The sequence below is a fragment of the Pseudoalteromonas sp. MMG033 genome (assembly GCF_057197785.1).
The window spans coordinates 4,542,906-4,560,287 of record NZ_CM170070.1 but is presented as its reverse complement, the minus strand read 5'-3'; the positions used below and the strand labels follow the sequence as shown (position 1 = coordinate 4,560,287).

The window sequence follows — 17,382 nt, the reverse complement described above, 5'->3', positions numbered from 1 at the left end:
TTCTTAATCATACTATTGACTTGGTTTATAGCCTTAACTGGTTTTAATTTCATGAAAAAGTAGGTTTAATAGCGGTGTTGTTGATTTTTTGATGCGGTTTCACGTCTTCATGTGTCTGTAAACTTGTTTTCTGATGCAGAGTCAGTGCTATAACAATAAACTTTTCTTTAGAATGGCCCTGTTTTTTAAACGCAAATGTGAGAATGAGTTTATATGGAAAAAGCATTGTGTAATGATAAGTTTTGAGGTTTGTAACGTAACCAAATAGTTGTGTTCGCGTATAGCGAAAACTAGAGCAATAAAAAGAATTTAAAACCCTAGCTTTTGGTTCAGGTGACAAAAGTATCGAGCTATCTAGGGATAACGACAGGCCTTTCTATTCCACCAGATATTTACGTAAATCCTCTGTATTTAATTTTATCACAGTACGTTTCCCTAAGTTTTTTATTTTAAATTCTATCGTAGTTAAACATGTCAACTGACTAATGTAAATTGGTGTAAGGTGCCAGAAAAAGTGACCTGAATGTTTTATATAAGTATAAAACGGTGTAACACGCTATGCTTTACACCGTTTAAAGGGAGACTATATATGTTTTAGTTTTACTTAATTTGGTTTTTCACAGTTTTCCCATGTTTCACCATCGATGCTGCAGTGCATGATATATGTGCCGTCATCTTGATAAGTTTGACGAGTCCATGTGCCATCACTGTGTTTAGATGTTGTGACGCGATTGTCGCCAGAATCATCTGTAATACGCTTGTGCCAAGAGAAAAATGGGATAGTGACATCCTTATCAAATTCATACCCTGATTGCGCGAAGTAAAGTGCTAGAATTAATATATCTAATATGTCTGGCTTGTCATCTAAGTTGATCCAGTCGTCTAATTCAGTTTTTGTATTACTATCTTGTGTAAACTCAGCTAAATAATTGATTGGACCTTTACTGTAGTCGACCGATAAGCCTCGGTGAACGGCATCGCTAAAGTCGACATCGTTATCGCAAAGCTGGCTTTGTGAAGTCCGGTCAACAGATTTGTAGTTATCGAGTGAATAGGTAATTCCATCAATTGTAAAACTGAGCTTTTCTGAGTAATGGCAAAGACCGAGGTCTTCAGAACTATTTTTGACCATATCAACCGTTCGGCTATATGAATGGCCTTCTCCCCACGGGCTTTGCTCTATTTTACGATCGTAATGGACGAACAAAACATGCTCTAAATCTTCATCCATCCTTACAGTTTCATCTACGATGGCTTGATCGCCCTCGCCAAAAATAAGCACACGTCGATACCAAACTAGTTGGTTGCTTTGTGATTGTTCTGATGGCGTATCTTGATAATGAAGTACACGTATCTCATGGGCGTCTAGGTATTCTTTTGCTAACGCCAAGTGTTTTTCGATACTAGCTTGTAACCCTTTTACGATATCCTCGGCTAATTTTTGTAAGCTTTCATCACCATTTTCAATGTAATCGCTAAACAGCTGCTCTTCAGAGATATTGTAATGCTCGATAACTTGAGCAGTACTTTCTTGCATAACTATCTGTAGTTGCTCTTTAAGTTGATTGTTTGCAATGATTTCGGCACAAGTTGAATTATTAAATTCATCTGTTTTATCCAGCGATTGCCAAAGTACAGTCGTGAGCGGTGTGATGTGCAGCATCTCAGAGTCTTCAATACTGTTTAGCGTTGGAGGTAATACCATTTGATACGCTTTAGTGACCTCGCCTAAATCTTCATCAATCGCACCTACTGGAACGTCCACATACGTTGGTACGTACGCTGCACACTTTTCTTGCTCCTGTGTTAATTCAAGCTGATAACTCCCTTTATCTGTGGAGATTGCGAATGGCTCATCTTTATCTTGTTGTGCGTTGCTATTTAAGTCTAGCCATACCGTTGCCCCCGAAACGTAGCCATCAATAACTCTGCCGCGTCTAGCATATCGATTCTCTTCAGTTGTGACTGGCGGCTTTGTATTATCTACGTTGTTATTTGATTGGTCAGAGCCTGTATCGGCTTGGCTTGTGTTATCACTATTTGGTATGTTGTTTGATGTCTTGCTATCTAATTGTATAGATGGGCCGCTTGTACCGCCGTTTCCACCACATGCAGTGAAAAGAGAGCTACATAAAAGTGCTACTGTGAGTGATTTTAATTGAGGTGTAAACATGCATGTTCCTTGTTACGCAGGTTTATTAAGTAACTGCTTAATCATTTATTTTTAGTATTGCCTTGCAAAATTATCTGGTTCGCAACGCACTGATGAATGAGCATAATTTTACGTAATATGGGCGAGTTGGTGGTAGCTCAAAACAGACAAAAAAGTATAATTATCTGCCTAAATTTAGTGTTTAGATTCTTGTTTAACATTTATTATGTTGTTGCTATTATGTCAACTAGGAACAGGGGTTTGCAACCTGAAGTTATAAAAATAAGTATATATAACAATAATCTGTCATTATGATTTTCAATTATCTATTGCGTGTGTTCTTTATTTACTTAGTTATTATTAGCGCCTTTTTTTGTGCTAATAGCACCGCTGTGTCTAACTTATCATCCGTACTAGGTGTAGGGGATGGTTTACCCAGTAATCGTGTATTCGATATAGAGCGCGATGAGCTTGGGTATATGTGGTTGGCAACAGAGCAGGGCATTGCGCGTTTTGATGGCACGCAAGTAATACGTTTCTCCGTACATGAAACACCTGAGCTGAGCCTATCTCTGAAAGTTCGTGACTTATTATTTGATTCAAGTGGGCAGCTTTGGGTCGCTGGTAACCAGGGTTTGGAAGTACTTAAACCGCGTAGTGAGCGGTTTGAGTCAATAATGCCCTCCCAGAAAAGCGATGCATTTAATGTATACAGTTTATTTGAATCAAAAGACAAAGTGATTTGGGTCGGGACAAAAGAAGGGTTGTATAAAGCCTCCAATACAGTGCTTGCTCATGTAGAGCTAAAATTAAACGGATCTGCGATAGTCCCTCATGTTTTATCAATTGTTGATACCGAAGATGATAAGCTCTTGCTTGCTACCGATACAGGTATCATGTTGGTCGATAAAAATAGCTTCGGTGTCAAATATGTCACCGATGAAGCCGGAGAAATTGTTTTTGCAGATAAAATGTGGCGCTTAGCTGATGGTTCTATATGGCTTGCGATGCACGGGGTGGGACTTGCGACTTATGATCTGAATAACCACATTGCCAAATTGCGTTATGTAGATGAAAACGAATTTGATACCGTTGGCTATGTATTTGATTTATTACAAGGTGATGACCATATATTGGCTGCATCTTTAAATACGGGGTTGCTCAAATTAAAAGGAGGCGAAGTTGAGACAAGTAAAGGCTTGCCTCCTTTACTGACGTTATTTCAAGATAAGCAAGTCACTGTATTTGGCAGTTTTAGTGAAGGAGTGACGCTCGATACCGCCAATAAACAAGCGACAAAAAATAGTCTATTTGTTCACCCCAGTGAAACTGAACAATATGAAATCAACGATATTCTCGCCGTAAAGAGTGATTTGTGGCTTGCAGATCAACTGGCAGGGGTTTGTCGCTACTCAATTGAGGGAAATTTTAAGTCTTGCCTTGAAACGCAAGATTTATCAGCGCAGGCATTGGCGCTCTCGCCAGATGGAAGTGTTTGGGCAAGTTTGTATAAAAGTGTTGTACAAATTGACTCAACTTCAATGTCGGTGATTCAGCAGTTTGACTTAGCAAAATCTAAAGTACCTGATGCAATATACTCCATAGCGATTCAAAACGAGCATACATTATGGCTTGCTCATAGTTTTGACGGGTTGACACGATTGAATAGTATAACAAACCAAGTATCTCGTTTTCATACAGATAATTCAGCTTTGGTTAGTGATGAAGTGCACGATATTGTACTTTTCCAAGACACTTTATGGGTAGCAACCAGCAATGGCTTACAAGCTTTTGATATCGCCTCTGATAAGCTAGTTGAAAAAGAAGAGTATGCTCTAAATATTCAAAATGCCGTGTATGACCTTATTATTAGTCCAAGCGCCGATTTGTTTGTGCAGACTAACCTTGGCTTGCATGTGTTTGATTTAAATTCAAAGCGATGGCGTACCTTGCCTGATAGAATAAGTTCAATGACTGATACGAGCATCGCATTTGATAATAAAGGTGATGCTTGGTTTGCCAATAGCCATGGCATACTCAGCTGGTCTGCTCATACTAACCGAAATGAAATTCGCTATTTTGATAAGGGAGATGGGTTATATGCGCAAGGTTATTTAGCGAGTGCTGGGGCAGGTTTAAGTGAGCAAGTTGTCTTTGCAAGTGCTGATGGCTTAAGCATTTTAACCCCTGACCAGCTAACATTTTCGGATGCATCGCCAAAAGTCAGCGAATTTGAATTAACGCTACCCGATGGAAAGACATTAAAGTATTTTAATCAGTCTAGCTTAACCGCCTTACCTTATGACCATGCCAGTATGCGGTTTGTATTAGCAAACACAAATTTCTCAAGCCCATCTAAACAGCGATTTAAGTACAAGCTCGAGGGGGTTTCAAATACTTGGATTGAGCTAGGTAAGGGCCGTATCTTGATGATCCCCAAGCTTAAGCACGGTACATATAAATTATTACTACAAAGCACAGATAGTAATGGCAATTGGTCAGCAAAGACTGCGCAATTTTCATTTGTTATTCAAACACCTTGGTATGCAACTTATTGGGCATATTGTGCGTATTTGTGTCTGGTTGTGCTGGGTTTATTAGCGATTTATCGAGCCAGAATTAATGCACTTAGACGCATTCAGTTGGCGTTGGAAGCTGAAGTTGCCGCGCAAACGAAAGAGATCAGCCAGCAAAATACATTACTTACACAAAAAAGTGATGCATTGGCGTTGGCACAAGCGCAGCGAACGACACTTTTACGAACATTGTCACACGAACTCATGACACCTGTTTCACTCATTCAAGGTCCAGCAGAGCAATTGGTGAGGCTTCAACATGCTGATGAGCGTAGTCAGATGGCTAATATTGTGATAAGCAACGCCAAGAGACTTAAAATATTGATTGAGCAGTTGATGCAGGTGTCTAATTCCGAAAAACCGCTTTCTCAGATAGACAAGCGAACTGAGTTATCAACAATGCGTTTTAGCTTGTCTCAAATATGTGCCGAGCAGGTTGCTGCGTTTACTCCTTTGGCGGAAAAAAGACAAATAACACTTGTTGCTAATATTGATAAAGACATTGCAGTTGAAGCACTCGCCGATCAGCTCGAAAAATGCGTCAGCAATCTTATCAGTAACGCCATTAAATATAGCCATGCGGGCAGTGAAGTTTTGGTTGAGCTTCAAGTTTTGGAAGCTAAGCCTAATCAAAAGTGTTGCTTGCGAGTTAAAGATCAAGGAATTGGCATTGAGGAAGCAGAGCACAAAGCAATTTTTACACCTGAATATCGAACAAAAAGCGGGCGCGAAACAGGTGTAGGTTTAGGCATTGGTTTAAGTGTGGTCAAAGCGGTAGTGGATGAATTGGGCGGTGTTATCAATGTAAAGTCAGCATTAGGAAAAGGCAGTGAATTTTGCATTATTTTTGATACTTTACCTAGTAAAGAAGATTTAGCACCCCCAATATCAGCCACAAATACGCCAGCACAAACGAGCGAGAAAACGCTGCTGATTGTGGATGATACTCCTGACATGTTAGAGCTTTTAAACAGTGTGTTTGAGCCCCATTATAAAGTGGTGCAAGCGGTGGATGGCGTGCAAGGTGTTAATATAGCGACTGAAATACTACCTGATTTGATTATCTCAGATGTGATGATGCCGAACTTAGATGGATTTGGCTTGCTAAGCAGAGTTAAGCGTGATCCGCTAACCGCACATATCCCGGTAATTTTATTGACTGCAAACCTCAATGAACAAAAAGAGCTCGAAGGCTTGAGCCGCCAAGCGGATGACTATATTACCAAGCCGTTTAGTGTTAAAGCTTTAGAATTAAAAGTACGCAATGTCTTTTTAAATCAAGCCGCACATTTAGCTAAGTGGCATGCGCGCATCGATTACAAAGAGAGCAAAAGTACAGATTTACCCATGTTACCTAAACTTAAGTTTAAAGATGAGCCGCATATTTATGACTTTTTAGATAAGTTAGATAAAGTGATCCATCAGTGTTATCACCACCCAGATACAGCGGTTGCTCAGCTTGCAAAAGAAATGGCTTTGAGTGAGCGTCAATTGCATCGTAAGTTAACAGCGGTATTATCAATGGGCGCCAATGAATATTTACGCACTTATCGCTTGTATCAGGCCATTACGCCGCTGCTTCAGGGTAAAAGTGTTGCACAAGCTGCTGACTTGGTTGGGTTTAATTCCTCATCATATTTTAGTGCTTGCTTTAAGAAGCACTACGGCATGACAGCTAAAACGTATGTTCAGAAGCAAAGAGATAAACACAAAATAGCGATAGAGTGAGATCGCTTTTTAAAAGAGGTGTATGCACCTCTTTTTACTCGATTCAGCTACTGTTATAAGTATCTAACGTTAGAAATTCCGCCTTCCATCCGACATTCATACTGTAGCGTTCTGACATCTCTCTCATTGTATACAATTTCTTGCCAAATCGGGTGAAGAGAAGAGTACGGATCTTCACAGGTAAACATGATTACTGGCGAGTTAGCGGCACTTGCTTGGTGGCTCAAAGATACTACACATGTTAAAGCTATGGCAGCTCCCGAGATAATAGATGCTAATTTCATTTTACTTTCCTTATTGATTAGCGTTTATTTCCTTCTTACGACGTATGAAATTAGGAAAAAATAAATAGTTTGTACCCAAAATGAGATTTTTCATTTTAAAAGGCATCGGATGCGCATTTTCACCAAATGTGCTGGGTAAACGAAGCGCTACCCAACACAGAGCTAAATATCAATAGATTAAAAAACATTAGCGTAATGGGAGTTCTGTTACGTCGGGAGTGCCTCTATTCATATAGCAACTTCGCTTCATATAACTCATTTGAGCTTCGCCGACTGCCAAACCACGCCACAGCACTATGCCAGAGTTATCTATCCCCCCGCCAGTATAACAAGTGATCAAATACCCTTTTTCTGATGTAGTTGTTAGCTCATTGGACTTTGCAGAGTTTGAGTATGCTGTAGATATCGTTAGCGCTGCGCCTATAACGAAATAAGATAACTTCATATTATTTTCCTTATTGTTTATTAACTATCCTATATACAACGAGTATCAAGTAGAAAAAAACACCAAGAAGAGCAATAAAAGTAACATGAGTTACCTGTAGATTACTTACACTAAACTAGTTTAGTTAAACGGCTTGTAGTAATTAACTTATGATTTTATAGCTTATATTGCATAAATGATGCTAGTGGAATTGTTTAGAGGGGGAGTAAAATAAAAATTTTAATATTTATTGAGTTATAAAATAAGAAGGAGCTTATGGTAATCTTGCAGTGAAGAGGGTAATTTATCTAAAAAAAGTAATTATATGGTTTTGAAAATAAAATTGCGGCTTTTTATAAATTAAATAGTTCAATTTACAAGGTTTTGCCGCTACTTTATTTTTTTCTTTGTGTGATGAGCTCTTTTAACACTCCCATTAACCTGGTTCTGAATTTGATCGATCTGATTCACTAAAGATCGAGTATCGATTTTGCAAAATAAAAGCCATTTCAAGAAGTCCCTCATTTTGGGCTGACCCACGTCTAACTCATAGTTACTGACGGTTTCTCTTGAGATACCGAGCTTATCAGCCATCTCTTTTTGGGTTAAACCTGCATTGACTCTCATGCTTTTTAGGTCATCACCACTTATCACTTTCCTTATCCTCTTCCATTTTATTTCTTTCGGAGATTTTTCCGCATGCCAAGTTTCATAATATTAACATTGATTTTTCATAAGTAAATATTTGAATGTTTTATCGACTTAAACATCGCTTTGACAAAAAGCAAAAGCTGTATGTAAATCGATTAAACAGTAGGGATTAGAGATTGTAAGTACTAAGAATCAAATTTTGCTTTTTATCGACAGCCAATTCTATAAGGAAAATGTATGGTTAGTAGATTTATGAGACATGACGCAGTGAGACGCAGATTAGTCGTTAATAAGTTAATGTTAGAAATGCAGCATAACTTAAAATTCATTAGGAAACGTAATAACTTAACGCAAAAGCAGCTAGGCGATAAGCTTTGTGTCGACCAGGCGACAATCAGTAACTTTGAAAACGGAAAAACTTATATGACGATAGAGCTGGTTTATGAAATGTACTTAATATTTGGCAATGATTTTTCGTTGCCCTGTATCAAGTACCTAGGTGACAAATAACGAATATTGTTTGAATCGAGCTGGCTTGGAGGTCATGAAAGGGCTGTATGTTGAAGCTAATAACTTGCATGAGTACCTTATGATTGAGGGAGGTGTACGTGTTTAAAAGTAATTACTTTTAACATATACATACTGTATACAGGTGATAAAAGGTTTCACGATGGGTTGTATGAAACTTACTTAAGCTTCATTGCATAGCATCTTATGGAAAAATTAGAAATTAGCAATATAGATCATATTGACAGATGGTGACTTGGAAATATAGTAGGAACGCAGCGTCTGTTTATTGAGCAGTTTTGGCGCCGCTTCCACCCAAAATTATAAAGGAATTATTATGATTAATAAAATAGCTGTAATATCTGCTGTAGTCTCTATGTCAGCCGTTTCTAATGAAGTGATCTACGATGCAGATGCACAAGCAGGTATAACTACGCAATATACACATGGTCCAATTTCTGAAATTGAAGTACAAAGCCGCAGTGCATTGCACCTTTCAGCGCGGTTTTTTGTAACGGATGCTGATGTAAACTGCTCCAATGCGCAGGTAATAAATGAAAATACATGGCAAGTGTTGGCAGAGTTACCTGTACAAGGCAATACTGCTATTACTGGCACATTGCCAAGTGGTGTTGAGAGCATTCCCAAGTCTTTGCAAATCACTTGTCATAGTGACAGTAAAACCTATACGGTATATCACAAAATCCCTGCTGCACCGGCCATTAATTGGGAAAGTCAGGTGACAGTATCAGGTTGGGTAAATGGTAGTCATGCAGGGTATTATGACAATATAAATTATGTATCAGCCGCCTTCGTAAATAATAAAGCACCAGATGGACAGTGCACTTTCTCCAATTTAGTCGGGCAAGCCCCCAATGTTATTGAAAGCAAGCAAGGACTGGCTTTTAACAGTGCGCATTTTAGTACAGAAGGCGAAGCCTTGGCGGATGGACAATATGTATATAGATACGTTGTATCTGAAATTATTTGCAAAAATGCAGGTGGGACGACACGTGCTGTGGAAGCTTGGGACTTAGGTTATGATCATAACCCAGCGCCAGATAGAGATTATTCAGTGTATTCATACTAACTCCGTTAAGAAAGGCTAACCACTTAATTTTAGATGGTAAGTAGAGGTTTTTATAAAGCCTCTACTTTCTAATACAGGCTGAAATTGTAGAGGTCTTTGTGGTGTATCGAATTAAAAAAGTTTCATAGGGGTTTTGAACGGTGATTAAAGAGGTTGGGGGAGCTGCTCGGAAATAACCACAATATTAATACTCAGTGTTGGTATATTAGAGGGTGTTCAAAGGTTTATATGAGGGTCTAGCTAATACCCAAAAGTATTGCTCCAGAGTTTACTTGTAGGTAACTCTGGCTGGGTGTTGGTTCTTCATTGCGTGCAATACTCAAAAAGCGTAATACCAAAAAAACTGCCTGTCACTTAAGTACAAATTTGTGAACAGAGAACACCATTAGGAGATGCTTAAACACTTTAAACGACAATGGCTTATTGGCATGGCGTGTAGCTTGACTGTATTTGTAAATGTAAAAAAGCGAATGGCGCTATCAGTATCATTACAGGCACGCCATTTGTAAGCTTAAAACTGGATGCGTTTCAGCTCACCATCATGATATTCATACGCAAATGGTGACACGTTATATGATAGGTTTGGATACTCAGAGTAAGCAAGCATAGCAATTTGATAAAGGCCTGCTTCGTCATCCATAGGAACAACTAGAACACTGCTTCTATTGGGTAATACAACTGCGATAGGTCCCTTAAAGGTGGCTTTAACTTGTTGCTTAAAGTAATCACTAAATACTGCACTTGCTTCGTAGATTTCATCTGCAACAAACATATATAAATTGCTGCTTTCGTCTTTTTGATCAATCTTTTGAAATTTAGCATCTATCTTTTCTAAGTATGAATCTAAATTAGCTCGAGCAATCTGCTTTAATTGCTCTGGGGGTAAGTTGAATTCATCTAACTTTTCCTTACCAACATACTGAATACTTGTGGGGGTATCTATGGCTAACATCAGTACAAGTTCATCATTAATGGGTTCATAGTAAAAAGGAAAAGGAACATTTTTATCACCGGATTGATTAATTTTAGCGGTGAGCCCTTCAATATAAGAGGTCGGCTTTATGACAGGCTTTAATTGGCTAATTTGTAATTTAGACTCATCAGTTAATAAGTTAACACTTTTACTCGAATTGATATGATCTGCAAATATATCTGTAAGTAAACCTCTCTCCTGAGAGTACCTCAAATACGCATTGGTTAAATCTGTAGAGAGGGTGATGCCTTTGTCATAAGTGATCTCAAGTAATAAGTCACCGGTTACTTCGACTTTTGCATCTTTAAAGTGTTTTTGTGCCTCTTTCAAGTAGGCCTGTGTAAATGCCTGTTCAGATAGTAGTGAATTAGAGCTTGGTGACGAGAGGGCATAAAAAGAAGATGATAATCCCATCGCCACAGAGAAAAGTAGGGCTTTTTTCATTATTTAAATCCATATAAAAATACTTCTAGTACATAATATCGGTAATTGCCTTTAATGTCTTTAGTTATTGTTTTTATTATATTTTTAATAATCTAGTGAGGCGGGATAAGCTGGAGTAGTTACAAGCTTTTATGAAGTTGTCTGACAAACTTGGTCTGGTTTTGTCGGGGGAGCTGCTTACGACCCACCAATGCTTATTAACTTGAGTGTGATGGATAAAGCAAAAACAAAACAGCCAGTTAAAGAAGCTCTCTAACTGGCTGTTTTATAAAACTTAATGTGGTGGAGCTGGGGGGATTTGAACCCCCGTCCAGAAAGCGTCGATAATCGAACACCCATAAGAGAAACAATGACTTACCTATTTTTCAATAAGTTAGAATCTTATTGTTACCAGTTGATTCTAGCGATTGCTTACTAAAGTGGATGGAAATTGGATGTTATAAGCTAAGTTTACTTTATTTTATAGTATTACCCTCATTTATTTGTGGAATATAGTATTCTAATTCGGTGAGGTTTTGTTTTATTATTAAAAGTAGCTTAAATCACAAACTTTTGATGATTAGTCAACTGAGGGCTATATACACTTGAAAAATTTCAACAACGGAGATGAATTTGAAATACCCAATAGAGATTGAAAAGAGGCTTGTAGATATAGAAGATGTAATTTCAGCGTGGCCTACTAAAAAGAATATAGATGATGTAGTCACATGGATGCTCCAATTTGATAATGAAGACTTTGACCTTGCCTTTAGAATTATTAAAAATTTGAATGTTATTGGACCTGATGAACTAAATTCCGCTCTGGCGATATCTTACTCTAAACTGATGAGGAGAGCTAAAGCTAAAGGTATCAATATATCACTAAAAAATACTATGTTTGCAGCTGTCGGTGGAGCAAGCAAAAGTGGAGCAATGATTGCTTATAACTTTCGACTTATTAATGAATTGGCTTCTGCTAATTTTTTAGATGAAGAAACTATAAAATACATAGAGGAGGGGGAAGTAGAAAATCTGGTATTGGTAGACGATATTATTGCTACCGGAGACCAATCATCCGAAGAACTCAGAGAAGTGGCTGACTTAATGATACCTTTGGGTATCAAAAACATTTTTGTTTTAACTGCTGTGGGGATGAAAAAGGGCATTAAAAAAGTACAGGAGACAGAGTTAGCCGAAGTTTTCTCTGCTCTGGAATATGATGAAAAAGATACTTTGAAATCATACGATGCCAAGTTTTACGACGGTTTGTCTTATGAAGGTAGGAAAGATGTATTTGAGAAAATCTCTGGCTATGGAGGTTTGGGATATGGTGGAATCGGTGCTCTCATCACTTTCTATTACAATACCCCTAATTGCACGGTACCGTCAATCTGGGGGAATAGACATGGTTGGATTCCGCTATTTAACAGAGTTTCTGGAATAACAGGTATAGATAAACACTATCCAAAGTTAGCGAAGTATAAACCCGCTAAGAAACCACAGCAGGATAATCAAAACTCATTTACCATATTTGTTGAAAGTAAAACCGAAGAGCTGTTTTTTGACCTCCTTGCTGAGAAATATGATAACTTTGGATTTGACGTTTTTGATGCTATTTCCATTGGTCAGATGAGCACCGGAAAGCTACTAAACTCTCTAGGTAAACTAGCTAAACAGTATTTAGTCGCTCGTGTTGGAGATAAACGAATAAAGAGTTATATTGAAAACTTAAAAAAAGAAGTTGGAGAGGAACGTTATTTAGAAATTGAAGATATTATAGAGTATGCTGATATCAAAGCGATAATGGCTAGTGATGAGTTTGCAACATACTTCGGAAGAGGTGAGTTTGAATTCGACGAAAGTATATCTTCGAAACATATAGAGATAGGATTAATTAGAAGAACTCCTATAGCAAAAAGGGAGCGAAATCTTACTATTATTGTTGAACGATATCTTAATGAAAAGAAAATTAAGTCACTAATCGACATCATAAAAAGTAAAGCAAAGAAATAAAATTTAAAGATTGCTTTAAGGTTTATCTATGAAGCTAGTCAAGAATAAAATTTTAATTAATGAGCTTTCTCCTGAGCTCTAGTAGGCTAAACCTTACTCAGTTTTTACTTCGAATTTGCCAACGGATTCAACCTAACAGCATCCTCATAGTGGTTTGGGGCGAAGTGTGCATATACCATCGTTTGTTCGATTTTAGCGTGCCCTAAGACCTTCTGTAGTACCAAAATGTTGCCGCCGTTCATCATAAAGTGGCTTGCAAATGTATGTCTCATTACATGAGTGCATTGGCCGTCTGGTAGTTGTATTCCGGCTCTGTTAATAGCTCGCTCGAATGCCTTTCTACAATCTGTGAATAGTGGGCCTGTTTTTTTGGGTATCTCGTCGTACAGCGATTGACTGATTGGTACGCAGCGGTTCTTTTTGCCTTTGGTGTTTATGAAAGTAACTTTATAAGTATTACCTGATTTAATTACATGAGACCCATGTAAACCACATGTCTCTGATATTCTTGAGCCAGTGCTTAAACAGATTTTGTTGCAGGTGTTTGGTGCAGGTGATTGAGTGTCCCATAGCTTTCACATACCAATTTCATTCGTTCGGCGGAGGGAAGCGACTTTATGTAAAAGCCAAGTTGTAACTACCGATACACTCTGTTTTAAATTATACCTCCCCATATTTTCTATTTGGTTTATTTATTCTTAATTTCAATTAAATAATCAATTGATTCATGAGGTTGTGTTCTAGGTTCGGTTGATAATTATACTTTAACTCTACTGTAATATACTGTAATGTTTTTGAAACCCTGATTTGGGTAACATCCTGCGCATTTGGCTATAAATATTTTTATTTGAGTTGAAAAGGACCTTTTATGCAATCGGCAGTATCTAACAGTTTTATCGGCTCTAGCGCTGATTTAGTCACAGCTATTATTTGTGGTGTGCTTGCGGTTATTTTCTTTTTTGGCTTTTGGCATGCTAAAAATAAAAAATCCCCCGAGTTTGTTAACTATGTTCCTACTTTACTTACTACAATGGGTATTTTTGGTACGTTTCTGGGTATAGTTTTAGGTTTATTCCACTTTGATCATACGCAAATAGACTCAAGTATTACTGCATTACTAGATGGGCTGACAACCGCCTTTATTACCAGTTTGCTGGGGTTGTTGTTATCCATTATTTTTAAGTTCACCCAAACCACATTTTTTAAGCAAAGTGAGGTCGAAGCTGTATCGAACGCTTCGCCAGAGGCCATTTTAGCAGCCATCAAAGCGCAAACGGTTGCAACCAGCGAGCTAAAAGATGCACTAGTCGGAAATGAAGAAAGCACTTTGCTGGGCCAAATTAAATTATTGCGATCAGATGGCAACCATAATTTTATGCAAGCACAAGCATTGCAAAAAGAGCAATTTGAGGCACAGTCGCAAAGGCAAACAGAATTTGCAGATAAGCTTTGGATCAAACTGCAAGATTTTGCAGATACATTGTCTAAATCGGCTACAGAAGAAATTATTGCCGCTTTAAATAACGTGATTGCCGACTTTAACCAAAAGCTCACCGAGCAGTTTGGCGACAGCTTTAAACAGCTTAACGAGGCAGTCTTTAAACTCGTTGAGTGGCAAGAAAACTACCGTATTCAACTCGAAGAAATGAAAGCACAGTACAGCCACGGGGTTGAAGCCATTGTGAAAACCGAAGGATCAGTGGCAAGCATTAACGAGCACGCAAAATCAATTCCGCAGTCTATGGATACCCTTACAGATGTCATGGAAGTCAATCAGCATCAACTGGCTGAACTAGAAAGGCATTTAGCCGCGTTTGAGCAAATGCGCGACAAAGCTGTGGAAGCAGTGCCTCAAATACAGCAACATGTTCAACAAACCGTACAGGATATTGGGGCTGCGGTAGAAGAAGCAAGCATACATTACACATCATTATTAACGCATTCTGATGAATACATAAATAAACACATAAGCTGCTCAGAAGCGCTATTGGATAAGTTTGTTAGTACTACTGAGCAAGGTATTGACGCCGTTGGCAACAAACTGATCAGTAGCTCAGAAAATATGGGTAAAGCGCTGGATATTGCCAGCACAGAGTTTACACATTCAGCCTCCAGAACAAATGAAAGCTTGCAAACCAGCTCAGATCACTTAGCCGATGGCAGTGACAAGATGCAGCAGCACATTAAAGATGCGGTTTCTGATTTAAATAACAACATGCGTGACTTAATTGAAAAAGTGGTCGTTGAAGCGCGTACCATGACCACCACGTTTAAAGAGGCAAATTCGGAGCTTGCGCAAGGTACCAAACAAGCAAGGGATACCTTTGTTACAACCAATAATGAAGTCTCCGAACATATTAAACGCATTGTTGAGCAAGTAGCTCAAGAACAAATGCAACAAACCCAGCGCACGTTTGTGGCCATTGAAGAAGCCGCGAACCAACAACTCACTAAAACACATGAAACCGTTGAAAATCAGCTCAAAATGATTGACCAGTCGATGCAAGAAGAACTCACACGAGCACTGCAGTTGATGGCTAATTCGCTGGGCCAAATCTCTGGTAAATTTGCAGATGACTACCAAGTGCTAACACAGCAAATGAAGCGGGTAGTTGACCAAGGAGCGACGGTGTAATGGAGCATATTTTTGGTAAGCGCAAAGCGCCAGAAGAGGGCGGTGAGCATTGGCTGTCTATCTCTGACTTGATGGCAGGCTTAATGATGGTGTTTTTATTTATCGCCATTGTATTTATGCGCCACACTATGAAAGAAAATGAAAAAATAAAGAGTGTTGCGGTCGCTTATCAAGAAAATCAAGTCGCCATTTATGACTCGCTGATGAAAGAGTTTGAAAAAGACCTAGCAAAATGGGGCGCTGAGATCGACAAAGAAACACTGGCTTTTAATTTTCAATCACCAGATGTGTTGTTTGACGGCGGCGAAATTGACTTTAAACCACGATTTGCACGCATACTAGATGACTTTTTCCCGCGATATTTAAACGTACTCAAGCCATTTCGTAGTTCAATTGACGAAGTCAGGATTGAAGGCCACACCAGTAGCGAGTGGAACAAAGATAGCACCGAAGAAGAAGCTTATTTTAAAAATATGAAGCTGTCACAAGGCAGAACTCGGGCGGTTTTAGCCTATTTATACAACTTAGTGCCAGAAGAAACGGCTTGGATCAAACGCAATATTGCGGCGGTTGGCTTTTCTTCGTCGCGTTTAATTTTGACTGATAACGGCGAAGAAGATGCCGAGCAATCACGGCGAGTGAGCTTTAGGGCCATCACCAATGCACACATTCAGATTAAGCGCATTTTAGAGGCGCAAGAGTAATGGAAATTGAAATAGACCTCAGTGGGCTACAAGCAGCCGCAGCTAGAATGGGGGCGCCAGATAAACAGATTAAACTCGAATCAGGGCTGGGTCGATTAAATGAAATCGATAGTGGTCTTGGTAAAGGTCTGGTGTTAGGGGAAGATTTACAATTAACTGAAATTGATAACGATAATGGGGTTTTATCATATAAGGGTCGGCAAGTTTTACTCTACATACCTTTGCAAACACTACCCATTGAAGACGTAATAAAAAATGGAAAGTTAAAAAGAGCTAAACGTCTACACGTCGCTGAGTGTAGAACATTGGAAGCAATGAGGAACGATGGCCGTTATGATAGTTATTTTGTGACTAATGATATTAATGGAAAATATTTAGTTAAAGGAAAAAGCAAAATAACTAAAGGAGAAGTCGAAGGAATAGCAGAATTAGGTGTATGCATGAACTGTTTAGAGGTTCTTAATTATAAGGGCTATGCTGATAAAAATTATAATGAACGAAATGAAATTTTCCAAAGCCTAAGATTACCTGAATTGTTTTCAACCTATAGCTCTTACTTCAAATACTATCCTACACAGAAGACATCAATAGGTAGTTATACGCAAGACTGGAAACAAATATCTAGACAATATAGACAAACACAAAATTATACATGTGAGCAGTGCGGCGTTGACTTGAACCAATACAAGTGGCTTTTACAAACACATCATATTAATGGGGTAAAGACAGACAACTCCAGTAATAACTTGCGTGCACTGTGCTTAGATTGCCATAAAAAACAACCAAAGCATGAACATATGAATGTGACTCACAAAGACCAGCTTTTAATAAATCAACTCCGAAGAGAGCAACATAAATTTGACTGTAGTGAATACTCAGATGTCCTGCAATATGCAGACTCAGCATTAGAAGGATTATTGCTAAAGTGCAGAAAGCACAACTTACCCACGCCTGAGTTAGGTATTTGCATAAAACTTGGCAATGAGCTGATATCGATTGACCTCGCTTGGCCACGTAAAAAGTTTGCCGTGGTGATAGAGCACTCACAACTAGTAGCATTAAGAGCATTGGGTTGGGATGTATGGTTAGCCAGTGACGGGCTTGCCAACTTTTATGCGATGCAAAAATACATCCGGTAGGGCTCAATTTTGGGTAGCAAAAAGGGTATGATATTGCCATTAAAAACAGCTGGTTTGGTTTTCAGCCAGCAAACAAGGTCAAT

Annotated in this window: 12 protein-coding genes and 1 pseudogene; 7 read left to right on the top strand and 6 right to left on the bottom strand. The window is 38.6% G+C overall.

What is annotated here, in order from left to right:
* Positions 1–604 precede the first annotated feature (604 nt).
* Positions 605–2,173: a hypothetical protein gene (locus AC2CZC_RS19815; protein ID WP_484583095.1), complete on the bottom strand. Its 1,569-nt coding sequence runs from the start codon at positions 2,171–2,173 to the stop codon at positions 605–607.
* 371 nt (positions 2,174–2,544) lie between these two features.
* Between AC2CZC_RS19815 and AC2CZC_RS19810 the strand changes: the two genes are divergently transcribed.
* Positions 2,545–6,456 carry a hybrid sensor histidine kinase/response regulator transcription factor gene (locus AC2CZC_RS19810; RefSeq protein WP_484583094.1) on the top strand — a complete coding sequence of 1,304 codons (3,912 nt, stop codon included), beginning with the start codon at positions 2,545–2,547 and terminating at the stop codon, positions 6,454–6,456.
* A 53-nt stretch (positions 6,457–6,509) separates the two neighbouring features.
* Here AC2CZC_RS19810 and AC2CZC_RS19805 read toward each other — a convergent pair whose 3' ends face one another.
* The 3 genes from AC2CZC_RS19805 to AC2CZC_RS19795 all read right to left on the bottom strand — a co-directional run bounded on the left by AC2CZC_RS19805 (position 6,510) and on the right by AC2CZC_RS19795 (position 7,818).
* Complete coding sequence (locus tag AC2CZC_RS19805) at positions 6,510–6,740, bottom strand: hypothetical protein (protein ID WP_484583093.1); 231 nt, start codon at positions 6,738–6,740, stop codon at positions 6,510–6,512.
* 187 nt (positions 6,741–6,927) lie between these two features.
* Complete coding sequence (locus AC2CZC_RS19800) at positions 6,928–7,185, bottom strand: hypothetical protein (RefSeq protein ID WP_484583092.1); 258 nt, start codon at positions 7,183–7,185, stop codon at positions 6,928–6,930.
* Between the two features lie 369 nt (positions 7,186–7,554).
* Positions 7,555–7,818 carry a helix-turn-helix domain-containing protein gene (locus AC2CZC_RS19795; RefSeq protein WP_484583091.1) on the bottom strand — a complete coding sequence of 88 codons (264 nt, stop codon included), beginning with the start codon at positions 7,816–7,818 and terminating at the stop codon, positions 7,555–7,557.
* Positions 7,819–8,052: 234 nt separating this feature from the next.
* On the opposite strand from AC2CZC_RS19795, the gene AC2CZC_RS19790 reads away from it, so the two are divergent.
* Complete coding sequence (locus AC2CZC_RS19790; protein WP_237136789.1) at positions 8,053–8,325, top strand: helix-turn-helix transcriptional regulator; 273 nt, start codon at positions 8,053–8,055, stop codon at positions 8,323–8,325.
* A 334-nt stretch (positions 8,326–8,659) separates the two neighbouring features.
* Entirely contained in the window at positions 8,660–9,412 is a 753-nt protein-coding gene (locus tag AC2CZC_RS19785; protein ID WP_484583090.1) for a hypothetical protein, read from the top strand.
* A gap of 511 nt (positions 9,413–9,923) precedes the next feature.
* On the opposite strand, the gene AC2CZC_RS19780 is transcribed toward AC2CZC_RS19785, so the two are convergent.
* Positions 9,924–10,829 carry a DUF1444 family protein gene (locus tag AC2CZC_RS19780; protein ID WP_484583089.1) on the bottom strand — a complete coding sequence of 302 codons (906 nt, stop codon included), beginning with the start codon at positions 10,827–10,829 and terminating at the stop codon, positions 9,924–9,926.
* A 612-nt stretch (positions 10,830–11,441) separates the two neighbouring features.
* On the opposite strand from AC2CZC_RS19780, the gene AC2CZC_RS19775 reads away from it, so the two are divergent.
* On the top strand, positions 11,442–12,821 hold the full coding sequence (locus AC2CZC_RS19775) for a phosphoribosyltransferase (RefSeq protein WP_484583088.1): 1,380 nt from the start codon (positions 11,442–11,444) through the stop codon (positions 12,819–12,821).
* Between the two features lie 104 nt (positions 12,822–12,925).
* On the opposite strand, the pseudogene AC2CZC_RS19770 reads toward AC2CZC_RS19775, so the two are convergent.
* Positions 12,926–13,354 (bottom strand): annotated as a pseudogene (locus AC2CZC_RS19770) (tyrosine-type recombinase/integrase); the annotation flags it as partial.
* A gap of 335 nt (positions 13,355–13,689) precedes the next feature.
* Between AC2CZC_RS19770 and AC2CZC_RS19765 the strand changes: the two are divergent.
* Genes AC2CZC_RS19765 through AC2CZC_RS19755 form a run of 3 tightly spaced genes read left to right on the top strand, consistent with a single transcriptional unit; the run spans position 13,690 to position 17,299 of the window.
* Entirely contained in the window at positions 13,690–15,456 is a 1,767-nt protein-coding gene (locus AC2CZC_RS19765) for a MotA/TolQ/ExbB proton channel family protein (RefSeq protein ID WP_484583087.1), read from the top strand.
* On the top strand, positions 15,456–16,160 hold the full coding sequence (locus AC2CZC_RS19760; RefSeq protein ID WP_484583086.1) for an OmpA family protein: 705 nt from the start codon (positions 15,456–15,458) through the stop codon (positions 16,158–16,160). The genes AC2CZC_RS19765 and AC2CZC_RS19760 overlap by 1 nt, the downstream gene beginning before the upstream one ends.
* Entirely contained in the window at positions 16,160–17,299 is a 1,140-nt protein-coding gene (locus AC2CZC_RS19755) for an HNH endonuclease (RefSeq protein ID WP_484583085.1), read from the top strand. The genes AC2CZC_RS19760 and AC2CZC_RS19755 overlap by 1 nt, the downstream gene beginning before the upstream one ends.
* Positions 17,300–17,382 lie beyond the last annotated feature (83 nt).

What these genes read in the sequence shown, in the direction of transcription:
- AC2CZC_RS19815 (WP_484583095.1), bottom strand. Translation starts at nt 2,173, where the DNA reads ATGTTTACACCTCAATTAAAATCACTCACAGTAGCACTTTTATGTAGC.
- AC2CZC_RS19805 (WP_484583093.1), bottom strand. Translation starts at nt 6,740, where the DNA reads ATGAAATTAGCATCTATTATCTCGGGAGCTGCCATAGCTTTAACATGT.
- AC2CZC_RS19800 (WP_484583092.1), bottom strand. Translation starts at nt 7,185, where the DNA reads ATGAAGTTATCTTATTTCGTTATAGGCGCAGCGCTAACGATATCTACA.
- AC2CZC_RS19790 (WP_237136789.1), top strand. Translation starts at nt 8,053, where the DNA reads ATGGTTAGTAGATTTATGAGACATGACGCAGTGAGACGCAGATTAGTC.
- AC2CZC_RS19785 (WP_484583090.1), top strand. Translation starts at nt 8,660, where the DNA reads ATGATTAATAAAATAGCTGTAATATCTGCTGTAGTCTCTATGTCAGCC.
- AC2CZC_RS19780 (WP_484583089.1), bottom strand. Translation starts at nt 10,829, where the DNA reads ATGAAAAAAGCCCTACTTTTCTCTGTGGCGATGGGATTATCATCTTCT.
- AC2CZC_RS19765 (WP_484583087.1), top strand. Translation starts at nt 13,690, where the DNA reads ATGCAATCGGCAGTATCTAACAGTTTTATCGGCTCTAGCGCTGATTTA.
- AC2CZC_RS19760 (WP_484583086.1), top strand. Translation starts at nt 15,456, where the DNA reads ATGGAGCATATTTTTGGTAAGCGCAAAGCGCCAGAAGAGGGCGGTGAG.
- AC2CZC_RS19755 (WP_484583085.1), top strand. Translation starts at nt 16,160, where the DNA reads ATGGAAATTGAAATAGACCTCAGTGGGCTACAAGCAGCCGCAGCTAGA.